This is a genomic window from Erwinia sp. S38, from assembly GCF_016624545.1.
Taxonomy (GTDB): domain Bacteria; phylum Pseudomonadota; class Gammaproteobacteria; order Enterobacterales; family Enterobacteriaceae; genus Erwinia; species Erwinia coffeiphila.
In genome coordinates this window covers 119,737-136,076 of record NZ_JACVTS010000015.1, presented here as the reverse complement: position 1 = coordinate 136,076, position 16,340 = coordinate 119,737, and the positions used below count along the sequence as shown (strand labels likewise).

The 16,340-nt window shown below is 57.7% G+C and carries 16 protein-coding genes; 4 read left to right on the top strand and 12 right to left on the bottom strand.

Annotated elements, in window-relative coordinates; translation table 11 throughout:
- Positions 1-285: 285 nt before the first annotated feature.
- The 8 genes from treA to IBT46_RS17315 form a co-directional block, all read right to left on the bottom strand.
- A complete protein-coding gene (gene treA, locus IBT46_RS17350) occupies positions 286-1,962 on the bottom strand; it encodes an alpha,alpha-trehalase TreA (RefSeq protein WP_200546689.1) in 1,677 nt (558 codons plus the stop codon).
- 223 nt (positions 1,963-2,185) lie between these two features.
- Positions 2,186-2,572 carry a hypothetical protein gene (locus IBT46_RS17345; RefSeq protein ID WP_200546688.1) on the bottom strand — a complete coding sequence of 129 codons (387 nt, stop codon included), beginning with the start codon at positions 2,570-2,572 and terminating at the stop codon, positions 2,186-2,188.
- Positions 2,554-3,873 carry a phosphatase PAP2/dual specificity phosphatase family protein gene (locus tag IBT46_RS17340; RefSeq protein WP_200546687.1) on the bottom strand — a complete coding sequence of 440 codons (1,320 nt, stop codon included), beginning with the start codon at positions 3,871-3,873 and terminating at the stop codon, positions 2,554-2,556. Before IBT46_RS17340 ends, IBT46_RS17345 begins: the two co-directional genes overlap by 19 nt.
- Positions 3,866-5,629, bottom strand: coding sequence for a bifunctional alpha/beta hydrolase/class I SAM-dependent methyltransferase (locus IBT46_RS17335; protein ID WP_200546686.1), 1,764 nt, complete (start codon positions 5,627-5,629; stop codon positions 3,866-3,868). The genes IBT46_RS17340 and IBT46_RS17335 overlap by 8 nt, the downstream gene beginning before the upstream one ends.
- Positions 5,630-5,644: 15 nt before the next feature.
- Entirely contained in the window at positions 5,645-6,247 is a 603-nt protein-coding gene (locus IBT46_RS17330) for a CDP-alcohol phosphatidyltransferase family protein (RefSeq protein WP_200546685.1), read from the bottom strand.
- Between the two features lie 222 nt (positions 6,248-6,469).
- A complete protein-coding gene (gene argC / locus IBT46_RS17325; RefSeq protein WP_200546684.1) occupies positions 6,470-7,399 on the bottom strand; it encodes an N-acetyl-gamma-glutamyl-phosphate reductase in 930 nt (309 codons plus the stop codon).
- A gap of 181 nt (positions 7,400-7,580) precedes the next feature.
- A complete protein-coding gene (gene eco / locus IBT46_RS17320; RefSeq protein ID WP_200546683.1) occupies positions 7,581-8,096 on the bottom strand; it encodes a serine protease inhibitor ecotin in 516 nt (171 codons plus the stop codon).
- A 100-nt stretch (positions 8,097-8,196) separates the two neighbouring features.
- Positions 8,197-9,402, bottom strand: a complete 1,206-nt coding sequence (locus IBT46_RS17315) for a lysozyme inhibitor LprI family protein (RefSeq protein WP_200546682.1) — start codon at positions 9,400-9,402, stop codon at positions 8,197-8,199.
- A 132-nt stretch (positions 9,403-9,534) separates the two neighbouring features.
- Between IBT46_RS17315 and IBT46_RS17310 the strand changes: the two genes are divergently transcribed.
- Positions 9,535-10,242 (top strand): YceI family protein, encoded by a 708-nt coding sequence (locus IBT46_RS17310; protein WP_370569487.1) that lies wholly within the window; start codon positions 9,535-9,537, stop codon positions 10,240-10,242.
- On the opposite strand, the gene IBT46_RS17305 is transcribed toward IBT46_RS17310, so the two are convergent.
- A complete protein-coding gene (locus tag IBT46_RS17305) occupies positions 10,243-11,133 on the bottom strand; it encodes an oxidoreductase (protein ID WP_200546681.1) in 891 nt (296 codons plus the stop codon).
- A 179-nt stretch (positions 11,134-11,312) separates the two neighbouring features.
- Entirely contained in the window at positions 11,313-12,485 is a 1,173-nt protein-coding gene (locus tag IBT46_RS17300; RefSeq protein WP_200546698.1) for a cyanate transporter, read from the bottom strand.
- A gap of 135 nt (positions 12,486-12,620) precedes the next feature.
- Here IBT46_RS17300 and cynR point away from each other — a divergent pair, with 135 nt between their 5' ends.
- Positions 12,621-13,517 (top strand): transcriptional regulator CynR, encoded by an 897-nt coding sequence (gene cynR / locus IBT46_RS17295; RefSeq protein WP_200546680.1) that lies wholly within the window; start codon positions 12,621-12,623, stop codon positions 13,515-13,517.
- Here cynR and IBT46_RS17290 read toward each other — a convergent pair.
- Complete coding sequence (locus IBT46_RS17290; protein WP_200546679.1) at positions 13,465-14,175, bottom strand: transcriptional regulator; 711 nt, start codon at positions 14,173-14,175, stop codon at positions 13,465-13,467. The two genes, cynR and IBT46_RS17290, sit on opposite strands and share 53 nt — an antisense overlap.
- 98 nt (positions 14,176-14,273) lie before the next feature.
- On the opposite strand from IBT46_RS17290, the gene IBT46_RS17285 reads away from it, so the two are divergent.
- Both IBT46_RS17285 and IBT46_RS17280 read left to right on the top strand, forming a co-directional pair.
- Complete coding sequence (locus tag IBT46_RS17285) at positions 14,274-14,939, top strand: alanyl-tRNA editing protein (protein WP_200546678.1); 666 nt, start codon at positions 14,274-14,276, stop codon at positions 14,937-14,939.
- 1 nt (position 14,940) lies between these two features.
- A complete protein-coding gene (locus IBT46_RS17280; RefSeq protein WP_200546677.1) occupies positions 14,941-15,858 on the top strand; it encodes a pyridoxal-phosphate dependent enzyme in 918 nt (305 codons plus the stop codon).
- 83 nt (positions 15,859-15,941) lie between these two features.
- Here the strand turns inward: IBT46_RS17280 and yobA are convergent, their stop codons facing one another.
- Positions 15,942-16,316, bottom strand: a complete 375-nt coding sequence (yobA, locus tag IBT46_RS17275) for a CopC domain-containing protein YobA (protein ID WP_105592743.1) — start codon at positions 16,314-16,316, stop codon at positions 15,942-15,944.
- Between the last annotated feature and the right edge of the window lie 24 nt (positions 16,317-16,340).

The window sequence follows — 16,340 nt, the reverse complement described above, 5'->3', positions numbered from 1 at the left end:
GACGCCCCGTCTGCACTGGTCCGAAAGGCTGACGAAAGAAGTGAAGGCACCGCATCGCGGCGCGAGGACCGCCCATTAGGGAAAACTGCCAGTCTGCGTTGCCATCGGTTATGTAGCCCCGTCTGCACTAGTCCAAAAGGCTGACGAAAGAAGTGAAGGTATCGCATCGCGGCGCGAGGACCGCCCATTAGGGAAAACCACCAGTCAGCGCCATCACCATGATGGCAGACAGCAAATCGCCCTCAAAACAGCGGGTAGGCAATCCTCTACAAAAGTGAATCCACGCTACTGCGCCGCTTTCTCCACCCCAATATCACCCACGTTATTACAGGTCTTATCTTTCGGGCAATACAGATCCAGCAGCTTCAGCGTAACCCCGTTGGTCCAGCCAAAACCGTCCTGTAACGGATATTCGCCGCCGCCGCCACCGCCCAGACCTTTCCCTTCCACCACGTATTTTTCCACCAGCTTGTGCTCTTTATCGTAGGTCGCCTGCACATTCTGCAGGAAACGCATGCCGACCTCTTTCGCCAGCGCCTGCTTGCCATAGTGATTCAACCCCTCAACGGCGGCCCACTGCAACGGCGCCCAGCCGTTAGGTGCATCCCACTGCTGGCCGTTATTAACGGTCGTGGTGACCAGACCCCCCTCCTTCAGCAACTGCGCCTGGACGGCACTGGCGGTTTTGCTTGCGTGCTCATCGGTGGCCGCCTGCAGGTAGAGCGGGAACAGCGCTGCTGCGGTCAGCTGTGGGCGCACGCTGGCTTTCTGCCAGTCGTAATCCGCGTACCACCCCTGTTTTTCATCCCACAGATAGCGGTTGATTGCCTGCTTGCGGGTTTCCGCCTGCGCATCAAAACGCTTCGCTGCCGCATCGTCTTTGGCGATCCGGTTGGCTTTTGCCAGGGTTTTCTCCAGGTGGAACACCAGCGCATTCAAATCGACCGGAACGATGCGCGTGGTGTGGATAGTGCTGAGATCGTCGGGCTTATCGAACCAGCGCGAGCTGAAATCCCAGCCCGAGGCCGCACCCGCACGCAGATCGCGATACAGCGCAGCCTTTTCACGATTTTTGGCTTTATCGGCGGTGCTGATGTCATCCATGTAAGATTCGGTACGCGGCACATCACGCGCATCCCAGTAGCGGTTCAGCACCGTGCCATCTTTCAGCTTCACTACGCGCTTGCTGGCGGCACCGGCGGCCACGCTGTCGGAATCGGCCATCCAGTAGTCGTACTCTTTTTGCAGCTGCGGGCGATATTTGCTGTAAACCTCGTCGCCACCATGCGTGGCCAGCAGATCGACCATCATACTGAAGAATGGCGGCTGTGAGCGGCTCAGGTAGTAGCTGCGGTTGCCGTTCGGAATATGGCCGTACTTATCCAGCTCAGAGGCGAAGTTGTCCACCATGTCCTGCACGCGATCCCAGTGACCGCTCTCCGCCAGCCCCAGCATGGTGAAATAGCTGTCCCAGTAATAGACTTCGCGGAAGCGACCACCCGGAACCACATAGGGCTTCGGCAGCGGCAGCAGGGAATCCCACTGGTTAGCCTGGCTGGCGGAGCGGGTCAGCACCGGCCACAGGCCGTTAATATGTTCACGCAGGCTCTGCCCGGCGGGAGGTACATACTTTTCCCCCTCTGCGGGCAGCGTAAAGTTGGTATTTACAAAGCGCTTCAGGTCAAAATTGCCCTGGGTTTTCTGCATCTGCCAGTCGGCGAGAATAGCGGTCGGATCGCCGTGAGGCACCGCATCGGCGAAGGTTTTCTGGTCCGGGTAGAGTTTTGCTGCCTGAACGGCGTGATACAGCGGTCCGAGACGCACATCCGGCGGCTGCGGATTACTGCTCAGCATCCGCTGATTATCTTCCGCCTGCGCCGTACAGCTGGCCGCGACGATTCCCGCCAGCAGGAGCGGATAAATCAGGCGCGTAATCAATCGACGTTGTTCGACTTTTCTCATCGGCTTTTCTCCATGTCCAGATCCGGTTGATCTGTAAGCTATTGACCCTGCGAAAAACTTTAGACGACTTTTCGCATTTGGTCAGGGAGGCAGGCCGGAAAATGTGAGTCAGAGGGGTATTTTTGCGCTTAAGGCGGTGGGAAAAACCGTGCCGATAATACGTTATTTATCCATAAAGTCGGATGAATAACGGCATCGGCGGCAGGTTCAGGTCAGTGCCTGACTAAATCATCCACAGCGTGGAAAATATCGCTACCAGCCAGAGGCAGGCTAACGCACAGATTGCCCGATGCAGTATCCGCCGCGCGCCCAGCCAGCGATCCTCCAGTGAACGCGTAGCCCCGGGTTTCACGGCCCACAGGCGGGCCATCCCGGCGTCAAATGCGGCAAGGTCATCATCACTGTTTACCAGCTGAAACAGCCGCTCATCCAGCCACAGACGCCAGCAGTAATACTGCGTCAGCAGAAACAGCAGCAGCAATAACGCGCTCTGATATGACCCGAACAGAAGCAGGGCCAGCAACAGCGGCGGCAGGGCCAGCGCGGAAAAGAAGCGCCAGCTGGCGAGATGAATATGAATCACGCGCTGCGTCATACGGATGTCGGGCATAGCGCCTCCTTAAAGCGTTCCAGCAGACGGAGATGATCCGGCGTCAGCACCACCTGAGGTCGCTGCGAGCGGACCATGGCCACCGCAGCTTCAACACTGTCGGCATGTTTTGCCGTCAGCAGCCAGGCTGCCACCACCGTCGCGCTGCGGGACAGGCCGAGGGCGCAGCAGACCCGCAGCGTTTCATGCGACTGACGCAGCAGGCTTAGCCGGTCCACCGCACGATGCAGATCGGCAATTTCCGGCACCAGCAGATCCATCATTGGACAGCTGTGCCAGACAGTTCCTGGTTCGGGGCGGTGATGAAATTCGGCGGTCAGATCCAGCACGGCCGCCTGCGGTGACGCCTTATCGGGAAAACCGCCGAGGGATACACCGCCTGAAATCGCCGACGACGCGGGTAACCGGCGGGAAAACCAGCGTTTCGACAGCCTGGCTCCGACAAGATAAGGCCACAGCAGCCAGCGGGCCGAAAGCGATATCTGGCCCTCCGGCGTTTTCTGAAATACGCGAGTTCCCAGCCCGGCATACCCGGCTGCCACCATCAGCAGCGCGGCAGCGGGCCAAAGCAGCACAGTACAGTAAGGCATCGCCCACGCGATAAGCCCCAGCAGCAGCGCAGCAGCGGCATAGCGTGCACCAAGCCGCCGGGCGCGAGAAGAGGGCCGCTGCCAGCGCCAGCTACCCGACATCGGAATGGCATAGCTGATAGCGATACCCGCCGCAATACCGGTCAGCACGTCAATAAAATGGTGCTGCCAGGTGGTCATCACCGACACCGCGATTAGCCAGAATCCGCCACCGACCAGCCAACGCATAGGGCCAGTCACATGCTGGCGAAAACGCAGCCACAGCAGCCAGGCCAGAATAATATGCAGTGAGGGCGCCTGATTATAGGGCAGGTCGAACTGTTCAAGCTGGTGGAACAGCCAGCCGAAGATCCCCGGTGATTCCGGGCGGCTAAAGGTGAACCTCAGTGGGAAAAGTAAAAATCCAACGCAGGCCACCAGCGACGCCGCCAGCAGTCGCCAGGCATGGCGGGTCAGCTCGCGCTGAGAAGTGCAGATAAACAGCGAAAGGCCGTACAGCAGATCGATGCTCCAGTAGGGCACGATGGTCCAGGGGATAAACGGGATCGCGTGTTCCCAGCTGAAAACCAGGCTGCCGACATCGGCGCGGGTAGCGGTAAAATGGTTGACCTGGCCGTAGCTGAGAAAGAACAGCGGCCCGAGCAGCAGCAGCCAGCAAAGCCCCTGTATCCACAGACGATAACGGCCCGGTGCGATAGCCGCATCAGCCATGGGGCTTTCTCACCGCCAGCGATACGGTGAAAATGCCGAATTCATCAATCGCCTGCTGGCGCTTTTCGAAACCGGCTTCTTCCACCAGCGTGTCCATCTCTTTCTGGCTGCGCACGCGCATAATCCACGGCATGCCGTTTTGATGGCTGGTCAGCGTCCAGGCGATAGTTTTAAGCTGCGGATGCCACGGCTGCCCGGTATATACCAGCACGCCGCCCGGTGGGATCGCCGCCGCCAGCCCGGCCAGCGAGGCTTTAATCAGTGTATTATCCGGGAACAGTTCATACAGCCCGGAGACGATGCCCAGTGTGGGTGCCGGATCGAGCGCGGCCAGGGATTCGGTATCAAACGCATTGCCGTGGCGGAATTGTACCCGCTCGCTCAGCCCGCGTTCGGCGATCATCGCCTGTCCTTTCTCCACGTTGAGATCGCTGTAATCCCGCAGCAGAATGCTGTCGACGCCAGGCTGGTGTTCCAGCGCATCCAGCACGTAGCGGCCGTGTCCGGCAGCAATATCCACCACATGTACCGGCAGATGAGCCTGCTGCAGGTGCGCTACCGCGGTGCTAATCATCCGCTGGAGGTTTTCTTTGCGTATCCGAATCCCGCGCCAGCCGATGCTGTTCAGGTACTGACGATCGATGACCCGCCCCAGTATGCCGTTGCCTTCCGGTCGATTGCGGTAGACATAATCCAGCGTGCTGCCGGAATCAAAGCCGGTTTCATAGCCCAGCCGCATTCCCGCAGACTGCCGACCGATGGTTTTCATGCCGTAGCGCATCGCGGCGTAAAACAGCCCCTGCGGCGAGCGTGAATTTGGCGGTGCCTGGAGTTCGCGAAAGGCGTCCGCGCTCGGGCTCCAGCGATCTTCCTGACCATAGTCAAAGACGTAAGGCGCAGTTGTATAAAGACGGTCGATAAAGTTTTTCATCTTATCGAACGCCAGCTGGCGATCTTGCTCACCCAGCGTGTCGTGGTAGAAGCCGGGCAGGATATGCTGCTCTTTGATTGCGCTGCGCAGACCGGCATAAAACTGCTTCTGCGGTTTAGCGTGCACCACGAAGTCATCGCCGGAAATCAGCAGCTGGGTCGGCAGGGTGATAGCAGCAGAATCGGAGACAATGCGTTCGGCGGTCTTGTAGAGATCGAGCAGGATATTGACGGCGATTTGCCGGGTAATCAGCGGGTCCTGTTCGAAGCTGGCGATGCGCTGCGGATCGTGGCTGAGGAATTTCCCCTTCACGTAGGAATTGACGTAAAACAGCCCGCGTATGCGCTGCATTAATCCCAGCCCCGCGCGGGCAAAAGGCACATACAGTTTGACCTTAAAGGCGGGTGATGCCAGCACCATACCACGTATTTTCGGTGCGTAATCGTGTACCCAGGTGGCGAGCAGAACCGCGCCGACGCTTTGGGCAACAGCCACGATATCCTCCAGGCCAACCTGTGCATCATGGGCAACAAAGCGCACGAATTCATCAACGTCCAGCACCGATCGAGCCAGACTTGGGCTGTATCCGCGCTCGCCGGGCGTGTGGCCGTGGCCGCGTGCGTCCCAGGCATAAAAGTGCGTGTCGGGCATCATCAGCTCATCGACAACGTGCTGCAATCGCCCGGAGTGTTCGTGCCCGCGATGAAACAGCACGATGACTTTACGGCTGCCGCTTTCCGCAGCGGGCCAGTGGCGAAAATAGAGCGTGGCTCCGTCACTGGTGGCGAAGGTGCCTTCCTGATATTCACGTGATGGCTGAGTCATGGCCGTTTCCTTTTTTCAGGCGGTTTTCGCCGCAATCGCACTGCGGCAGCGGTTAATGCAGGTCCAGACCAGCAGCAGGGCGCAGACGGCAAATACCACGTTAAACGCGGCGATATACTGCGGCCAGAGGGCTATGATCAGGCCTGAGGCACCGAAGACGAAGGCGCGATCGCTTTTCCCCAGCGGGCCGCGATAGTCGCGCACGCCGGTCAGCGTCTGGCAGATTATCCCGCAGAACTCCGTCAGCCAGGCGAGCAGCACCACCAGAATCACCAGCCACGGCGAAATACCGGCCACAAAAGCAAAAGCCAGATAGAGTGCGGCATCGGAGATAATGTCGCCGACTTCATTCAATACCGCACCCAGGGTGGACTGCTGGTTGAACTCCCTCGCCAGCATGCCGTCGATGGCGTTCAGCGCCATGCGCAGAAACAAGAAAATCGGCAGGGAAATAAATAACAGCGGATGCGGGAAGGCGATCAAGATGCCGCCCAGCACGATCGAGGCCAGCATGGCCAGCAGGGTGACCTGGTTAGCGGTTACGCCGCGTGCATGCAGACGGGCAACCAGCGGTCTTAACAGGTTCTGAAATTTGGGTTTGATGTCGTACAGCGTCACGTTTTGGCTCCTGCCTTTCTTCGCGACGGGCGCGTTGCCCGTTCGGGTGTGATGGATATCCGGGGTTGTGAATCACGTGCTGCGAATACCGTCGTTACAATCCCGCGTGTGCACTGGGGTGCAATACGGGGAGGGATGCGGATAAATATAACTCAGATGGGGACTTTTGCCGCCGCAGCGGGCGGAGAGCCGGGAACATTATAGTTCCCGGCTTAAAAGCAGTTACAGATTAACGCAGGTTTCTTCCGCCAGGCCCAGCATAATATTCAGGTTCTGTACGGCAGCCCCGGACGCGCCTTTACCGAGGTTGTCCAGGCGCGCAACCAGTATCGTCTGGCGCTGCTGTGGATGGGTAAAGACGAACAGCTCCATATTGTTGCTGTTGTTTAATGCTTCCGGCAGCAGGTATGGCGCGGTATCGCCATCCAGATTATTCAGCTCGCGGACCTGGATAAACTGCTGACCGGCATAGAACGCCGCCAGCTCACGCTGCAACGGCTCGCCGTCGGTATCGTTCAGCGGAATAAATACCAGCATGCCCTGTGCATAGTCACCCACGCCCGGTTGGAAGATCGGCCGGGTGCTCAATCCGCCCCAGGCCTGCATCTCTTTCAGATGCTTATGATCGAAGCCCAAGCCGTAGGCGGCAAAGCCAGTACCCTGTTGCTGGTACTTTTCAATCATCGCTTTACCGCCGCCGCTGTATCCCGATACCGCATTGATCGCCAGCGGACGATCGGCGGCCAGCAGTCCGGCGCGGGTGAGTGGGGCGATCAGGGCGATAGCGCCGGTGGCATAGCAGCCAGGGTTGGAGACGTGGCTGGCCTGGCGGATTTTCTCGCGCTGACCGGCATCCAGTTCTGGCAGACCATAAACCCAGCCGTCCTGCACGCGGTGCGCCGAGCTGGCATCAAGCACACGGGCACCGACTTCATCAGCCAGCGCAACGGCTTCACGTGCGGCGGCGTCAGGCAGGCAAAGGATAGTGACGTCAGCCTGTTTCATCAGGGCCTGACGGGCAGACGCTTCTTTGCGCTGTGCGTCGTCAATGCTGAGTAATTCGATGTGGAGATGACGGGCCAGACGCTGCTGGATTTGCAAACCGGTCGTACCCGCCTGACCGTCGATGAACACACGATATTTCTGACTCATTACAGCCTTTGCCTTAAGAATAAATGAGAAAAAAACAGTGTAATCAGATTGCAGCAGATTAAAAGCGCTTTATGAAAAAATTTGCATGAATATTCACGCTGAGGGGTTTTTTATGCTGATTGAAGTCAGCGGATTCTGACCTTCCCTCCGGCGGCGAATCCCGCCAGTGGGAAGGCTATGCTTATTTTTCGGTGGCCTGATTTATCGTCTCAGAGGCCTGCCAGATGCGGTATTTTACCTGCACATCTTTTGGTACGTAGACCACAATCGGCAGGCGGCTGTTGTAGCGCTGGAAGGCATCCTCACCCAGGTTGGCGGCGATAAATTTTTGCTGTCTGGCGCGATCGGGGCAGGCCATCATGGTCGATGCCGGTTCGGAAAGCTTCTCAACGACCAGATAGTCATAGCCCCAGCCGGAGAGCGTTTCACGCTTGATCGTGCCGCCAATCATATGCCGGTTACAGTCCACTTCCAGCGTTTTACCGATCAGCAGCTCTACTTTAAGATCCCGCTCATTATCCTTCGGCGGCAGGGTAATCACCTGGCGGGTCATTCCCGCTTCGGCCTGCGGATACGGCGCAATTTTCTCCAGCGGCTGTTGGCTCGGGCTGCCTTCCGGTGGTGTACCGGAGGCCGCGATGGCCGAGACGGAGCCGGCCAGCAGCAAAACAGAGAGAGTTGAAAATAGCGTTTTCATCGTTTCTTCCTTTAAATGATCGGTGAAAATGCTGGAATTATACACCGAACAAATCGCACATAAAGGCAAATTATATGGCTTTAAGATTGTTTTTGCGGAATTATTCGCTGTCGCTGTTCTCGGAAATATAATCCAGATGCTGGTTAAGCCACTGTTTTATGATATTCTGTGCGGCGGTTTCAGCATCACTAGCGGAAAAACCACGCTCCAGCTGCAGCCACTGGCTGGTGGCCTGCCGGGCGGGTTCGATAGCCGCCAGCGTCAGCTGTCGTTGGGTGGCAGGCCAGTTCTTTTCATCGGTCCAGTCGCGAATGCGCTGCGCCGGATCGCCGTTTTGTTCCGTGTCCTGTTCTGATTTCAGGAAACTTTTCGGTGACAGCGTGGCGCGCAGGGCCAGGATGCGCCAGGCGGCGAAGCTGGCAAAGCGGATGGTGCCCGCATTGGCACTGACCGCGCTTTCCGGCGCAGTCAGCTGATTACGCAGCTGCCGCCAGGCCTCCTGTTTAAACAGTCCACCCTGCGGAGCACAGATGGGCGCGGAACCATCACGGCTGGAACCGTAGAGCGGGCCGAATGCCTGGTAAGCCGCATCCCCCTGCCGGGCAAAAACGAAGCAGTGAACGTAGGGGCGATCTTCTGCGCCGTAGCCGTTCATTTCAATGGTCATGCGCAGCAGCATCAGCACGGCTTCATCCCGTGAGGTTTTTGGATCTTTTCGCGTATCCTGCAAAATCGAGGCGGCAAAACTGTCCTGTGCGGTGATGGCAGCAATGGCGGTATTTTCGGCCCGTTGTGCCTCCTGCTGGCTGACGCCGCTGGTCGGAATAAACTGATGTAGATAGACCAGCCAGGCCGCGGCCAGCGGGCTGCTGCTGTAGTGACGCAGCTGTATCGCCGATTGGGCTGGTGTTGTCGGGATGGTGGCAATCACCGCATCTAACGCCGCCTGCGCCGGATGTAGCCGCGCGCTGAGTGCACCTTCACGTAGAGTTAACTGTTGATCGAGACAGGAATTGAGCGATGCGCTGTCGCCGGCGCAGCTATTGCGTTGTTTCAGCCAGCCGCGCTGCTCGGTGCGCAAAGTATTGATTTCTGCTTCAGGCAGCACCGCAACCAGCTGCTGATAGCTGTCAGCAATTGACGCATCCTTATCACTGAGTGCCTTATCGGCACAGATTGCTCGCTCCGTCGGCGTCGCTGCTTTCTGGCAGTCGAAAGAGGCCGCCTGCGCTGAAAAGCAGCCAAAAACCGGCAGCATCAGCATGAAAAGACGGGATTTTTCGGACAGAACAGCGCGTATCGCCATGGGCATTCCTTTTGAAGTAGAGAGGATAATTTGCCACGTTATCCTAAAGATAGCGGCAAGTAAAAGACGCATTTCCTGCATCACCCTGAGTTGAATGAATACCGTAATGTATGCCCTGTTTTTGGGAGCGAAATGTTCCCTCTTACCCGCTTGCAAGCCGTGGTGCATCGAATTTTAGTCATTGAGTTCCCCAACAACTCGCTAAGCCGGGCGTTTGTGCATCCGGTCTGTTTTGAGGAGAATTACGGTATGACCCGCATCGCCACGCTGGTGGCTTTCGGGCTGCTTTCCAGCCCGTTGCTGCACGCGACGCCCCTCACTTATCAGGTTGCGACCGACCGGACCGATATCGCACTGTCATGGAATGCTTTCGGCGACACGTTCTCTCAGGCACGGCTCAGCGGTGTCAGCGGAGAAGTCTCGCTGGACCCCGGCCATGATTATAACGACCGCATCAACGTCAAAATTCCGGTTTCTACCCTGAAAGCCTCTAACGATATGCTTACCTGGCAGTTGAAAAGTCAGTTGTTTTTTGACGCAGTTCGCTACCGCAATATCACTTTCACCAGTACACGCGTGGTCGATAAGGGCCACGGGCAGTACAAAATTTTTGGTCTGCTGCAGGTTAAAAACATTCAGCGCCCGGTGATCCTTGAAGCCACAATGGCTGGAAAGCAGGCATTATCATCGCCTGATGAACTGGTGCTGTTCGCCACCACGACTATCTCCCGCTCGGCATTTAAGATGGATCGTCTGGCCATACTGGTCGACGACCGCATTAAAATTGATATCGCTATTCGCGCGCATCTGGCACCTGACGAGAATGCCAGCTCGCCGTAATCATCCCGGTCCGTCGCTGGCGGCGGCGAGCAGGGGAACAATCAGGTCGCTAATCGGTGTTGCAATGCCGTGCGCCTGGCCTCGTCGCTGGATCACACCGTTGCGGCAGTCCCATTCCAGTGGGCGATCCGCCTGACGATCGGTCAAAATTGATGTACTGAGGTCGGCAGGCGCACGATGGAACCAGGCCAGGATCTCCTGCGGAACCTCATCCCCCAGCGCGGCTCCCTCTGCACGCGCCACCGCCAGGCATTCCTGGAGCAGCGCAAGCGACAGGCCGGTGATATCAATGCGAGAAAACATCCCGGCACGGCGGCCGGTCAGGACCATCAATCCGGCCAGCGCATTTTGCATCAGTTTACGCCAGGCTACCTGCGTGAAATCGGTGGTGACATCAACCTCACAGCGTGTCCCTTGCAGCGCCTCAAGCACCCGATGACTTTCCGCTACATCCGGCAGGGTGAGGCGCGGGCTGCTGCGCAACCACACGGTATTTCCCGTTTCGCGCTGTGCGGGGAACCATACGACCGAGGGCAGGATCTGCTGTGCGGAGAGGTAAGGCGCAAAAAGTGAACGCTGTTCAACGCCGTTTTGCAGTACGCAAACCACGGTCTTTGCGCTGCACAGTGCCGCCAGCCACGGTGCGGCTTCTGCAACCTGAGTGGATTTTACCGCCACGAACACCAGGTCGTAATGCTGTTGAACAGCGGAAGGATGGGTAAGGATCGGGCCGGGGATTTCAATGCGGTGGTTGTCCACGCGCAGCAGCAGGCTGTCGTGGGCGGTACGTCCACAGAGCGTGGGTGTGCGGCCAGCTTCATGTAACACTGCCGCGACGGTGGTGCCAATCGCACCTGGGCCGATAAGTGCAATAGCAGGGTATTGGGACATGATGCGTTTTTCCTGTTAATCAGCGATTCGGGGATGACAGAAACCAGTAATACTGTGCGCGAGCGTGCTCCGGCTGCTGCACCGTATCCGCCTGGCGCATTATCTTCCCCTGGTAATATGAACAAACCAGGGGCGATCGTCCAAAAAAACATCACCGAGTTGAGCCTGACCCTATTCCGTCAGATGATTTTTTGGTGGGAAGCCGCCTGCCACTCGGAGGGATAGCGCGACGGAGCAAAGCGCAGCGTCAGCAACATCAGACCTGCCACGCAGGCGGCGTGAAAGATCCAGTCGGCCAGATAGTCGCCGGTGGCGCTGCGCAGGAATCCGGACAGATAGGGTGATACCCCGGCGATAATAAAACCGATGCCCTGCATAAAAGCCACCAGCCGTGCGGCAAGAGGTGCATGGGAAGCGTGCTCCAGCGCCAGCACCAGGCTCAGCGGGAAGGTGCCGCCCAGGCCCACCCCGCAAATCAGCGCCCAGCCAACCGGCAGCTGCTGCGGTAGCCAGATAAAACCGCAGAATCCCACCAGCTGCATCATCAGCGCAATCAGCAATAACCGACGCCGATCCTGATGACGCGCCAGCATTGGCGTCAGTAGCGCGCCTGCCGTTTGGCCCAGCGTCAGCAGCGCCAGCAGACTGCCGCTGGACTGCGGCGTGGACCCCAGCTGCATATAATAGGGCGGTAGCCAGGCGACCAGACTGGTATACCCGCCGTTAATCAGCCCGAAGTACAGCCCGAGCAGCCATGCGCGCGGGCTGACATGTAACCGTAGCCGAGGGGCAGATAATGTTTTATTCGGTGGCCGAATGGCGGACTGACTGATGACCATCCAGCCGGTGAGCGCCAGAATGGCCGGTAGCGACCACCACGCCAGCGCGTGAAACCACACCTCGCTATGCTGTGCCAGCCACGGGGTCACTGCCGCACCCAGTCCGCCCCCGCCCATGAGTGCAGCCGACCACAGTCCCATAACCGCGGGTGTACTGTGGCCGAAGAGCCGCTTAATGATGCCAGGAATGGTGGCCTGAATCAGGCCAATGCCAATTCCGCCGATTAATGCACTGCTCAACAGGAGTGTGCTGTGAGGAGCCAGTTCGCGCAGCAGTGCGCCCACGGCGATGCACACCAGGCTCAGCGCGACGGTTTTACGCTCGTTGAGATGCTGACTCAGCCACTCTCCTGCCAGCGCCATTATCCCCATTGCCACCACCGGCAGAGCAGTAAGCAGTGAAGCCAGCGCAAAGCTCATTCCGCTGGCATCGCGAAGCTGCGGCAGCAGCGGTCCCACCGAGGTCAGCAGAGGACGCATGTTGAGGCCAACCAGCACCAGAACCAGCAGCATCGGGCCGTTTGTTATCTTCAGACTCATCACATCACTCTCATTACTTATCGTTCGCAGAAGGGTAAGGATGAGTTCACATAAGATAAAATATTCATTTATGATTAAGTCTATTGGTTCTACTTATGGGATGGCGTCATGCTGCTTCGACATATCAACTATTTTCTGGCCGTAGCCGAGCATCAAAGCTTTACCCGCGCAGCTCAGGCGCTGCATGTCTCTCAGCCGGCGCTGTCTCAGCAGATCAGGCAGTTGGAGGCGCATCTGGGCGCGGCGCTTTTCGACCGAAGCGGCCGAAGCATTCGTTTGACCGATGCGGGAGGGGTTTATCTGGACTATGCCCGGCGGACTCTACAGGGGTTGGAGGAGGGGAAACGGGCGATCCACGATGTTGCAGACCTGCGTCGCGGTCTGCTGCGGATTGCTGTAACGCCAACCTTTAGCTCATGGCTGATTGGGCCGCTGCTGGCCGCGTTTTATCAGCGCTACCCGGATATCAACGTCAGCATTCGTGAGATGGCGCAGGAGCGTATTGAGGAACAACTATGCGCAGGCGAACTGGATGCGGGTATTGGCTTTGCAGGGGGATATGCACAGGAAATCGAAGCGCAGGTGCTGCTGAGGGAAACGCTGGTGCTGGTCGTCGGTAGCGGCCATCCTCTTGGGGAACACGCGAGTTTGCCTTTAGAGGTCCTGGATGCGCTGCCGCTGGTGCTGCTGAGTACAGAATTTGCCACACGCGGGCAGATCGATCGCTGCTGCTGGCAAAACGGGCTGAGCCCTCGGGTGGTCATGGAAGCAAATTCGGTCAACGCGGTAGTCGAAATCATCCGCTGTGCGCCGTTAGCAACGCTGTTACCCGCGGCAATCGCCAGGGAAAATACGTTGCTGACCGGAATTACCCTTGAGCCGCCGCTGCTGGAAAGAACGGCGGTTATCCTGCAGCATCGGGATAGCTATCAAAGCGCCGCTGCCCGGGCGTTTATTCAGCTGGCTTTGCAGTGGGCAACGTTGTCGGACCCGCTTCCTTCTTAATCTGATCAAGATAGTTGTAAATGGTGTAACGCGTTACGCCCAGCACTTTTGCCGCTTTCTCAACCCCGCCGCGCACCATAAACATCCCCCGGTTTTGCATCTGGCGAACAATCTCGACCTTCTCCTGCTTAGTGGCTCCGGTTCTGAGCTGCCCCGTGGGGGAAATGCAGGCACGGATAATCTCATCCAGCTTTTCCTCCAGCCCGATGTCCTGCTCCTGTTTTTCCTCCGCTTCCTGAGGCAGCAAAATAGCTAAGGCCTCGCGTGCCGCATTTATCGCGCTGTTGTCGGCGTTAAAACAGAGTGAAAGTTGGGGTTTGCCGTTTTCATCTTTGAAGAACACCGTTGAGCTTTGTAGCGGTTTTCCCTGCAGGCTGGTCGTTGGATAGCGGTTAAAAACCGTGGGTTCCCGATCCAACGGGGCTGCGGAAGGATTAAGCAGGCCGAGAAATCCCCTGTCATTATCCGGTGCATCCAGCAGCGGACTGCCCGGTTTTCTGCCGGAAACGTGCCCATTGATAATTTTGATTACCGACGTTTCCGGCTGCGCGAGATCGTGTAAAACAACCTCGATATGGCGACCCGCAACGGAGGCGAAGGCGTCCATAACGGCGCTAAGCTGGCCAATCAGCAGTGATTTATCGGTACTGGCAGTCATCAATAAAAACTCGTTGTGTCAGATATCATTCTGGATAAGAATATAAACAAATTGTTGAAACATCAACATTGATTGTAAATCAACACCGGTGAGGGCCGATGACCAGCAAACTGTATCTTTTAAGCGATAGCCTCCGTGCCGCAGCGACCGTTCTATCATCCACTCTGGCGGAAGACGGCCGGTTCCATACTGTTCTGTCAGAAACGCTGTTCCATCCGCAGGGCGGCGGGCAGCCTTATGACATCGGTATGATTGGTGATGCCAGCGTGCTGGGTGTATTTCAGGAGAAGGATGAAATAGTGCATGTTACCGACAGTGCACTCCCGGTGGGCGAGTGCGCCATGGCGGTGGATGCAGAGTGTCGGCAGTTGAATACCCGTATGCACTCCGCCGGGCATTTGATTGCCGCCGTGGGCGAGGATCTGGGCTGGCAGGCGATTAAGGGCAACCATCGTCCCGGTGAAGGCCGGGTGGTATTTGCAGCCGCAGCCGCTGGGCAGACCGTCCCCGATGCTGAATTACTCTGTGATAAAGTCAATAAACTGGTGAACCAGGCCCTGCCGCGTCAGCAGACTATGCCGGAGGGCATACGTCGTATCACCTGGGGTGAACTGCCGTTTTACAGCTGCGGTGGTACGCACGTCATCAGTACCGATCGGATTGGGCAGGTGTTGATTAGCAGCGTGAAGTTCCGCAAAGGGCAGCTTTCCGTTTCTTACTCACTGGCCGATCTGCGACCGTTAACCCTCAATCAGGCAGCCTGATATGCAACTACATCTGAATACTCCACTGCTGAACTCACGGGCGCTCAGCCAGCTGAGCGGCAGTAACGTCTGGCTGAAAATGGATGCACTCCAGCCCTGTGGTTCATTTAAAATTCGCGGCATCGGGCTGGCCTGTCGTACCTATTACGAGCAGGGGGCCCGGCGATTTATTTCCTCTTCTGGCGGTAACGCAGGGCTGGCCGTTGCCTGGGCCGGCAGAACGCTGGGCGTGCCGGTGACGGTGGTGGTTCCGGAAACAACCTCAGCGCGCGCGAAGGAATTGCTGCATCTTGAACAGGCTGACGTTATCGTCCACGGCGCTTCCTGGCAAGAGGCCAACCGCTATGCGCTCACCCTGAAAGGGGAATCGGACGCATTTCTGCACCCCTTTGACGATCCGCTGCTGTGGCAGGGACACGCCACGATGATAGATGAAGTGGTCGCCAGCAACGTACGGCCCGATGCGGTCGTACTTTCCGTCGGTGGCGGCGGGTTGTTGTCCGGCGTGATTGAAGGGCTGCAGCGTAACGGGCTATACGATATCCCGGTAATTGCTGTAGAAACGGAAGGTGCCGCCTCGTTTCGTGCCGCCGTAGAAGCCGGTCAGCCGGTTGAACTGGAACACATCAACACCGTTGCCAGCAGTCTGGGAGCGAAAATGGTCTGTGAGCAGGCAGTCAGGCTGGTAGGGCTGCATCCCGTTATCAGTGAGGTGGTGACCGATGAAGAGGCGGTGCGCGCCTGTCGTCGGTTTATCGACGATCATCGCGTAGTAACGGAACCGGCATGTGGCGCGAGCCTTGCGTGCATTTATGAGCAAAAAGCCGTTCTGAAAGCCTTTCGCAATCCGCTGGTGATCGTCTGCGGCGGCGCAACGATGTCCGCCGAACAGCTTTTCAGTCTGCACGGCGGCGCGTAGCGAAGCAAACGGACGGTCGTGAGCGGCCGTCGGCGGGTCGTTTAGCTTCCTTGTCGGGCATCAGCCGATGCCCGGATTCAGCATTACTTGACGGTGAAGTTATACATCCCTTTAGTCTTATGGCCGTCGACGGAAAGGACGTGCCAGTCAACCATGTACTCGCCGGCTTTCAGCTCTGATGACAGCGGAATATGCAGGACTTTATTATCCGCGCTGTCGACGGTTGCCTTCGCGGTGTCCACCGCTTTGCCGGCAGCATCGGTGATTGCCGCACCGCTGAAGCTGGCCTCAACGCCTTCGGTAAAGGTCAGGGTCAGCTCTTTTGGTGAACCGCTGACTTCGGCCTTGCTGGCCGGTGACGCGCTGGCGAGATGAGCGTGGGCCAGAGCCTGCTGAGACACCAGTGTTGCAGCCAGTACAGCAGCGGCGGTGAGGGCTTTCTTCATACGTAATACCATCTGAACTTCTCCTTGCGTGACAAA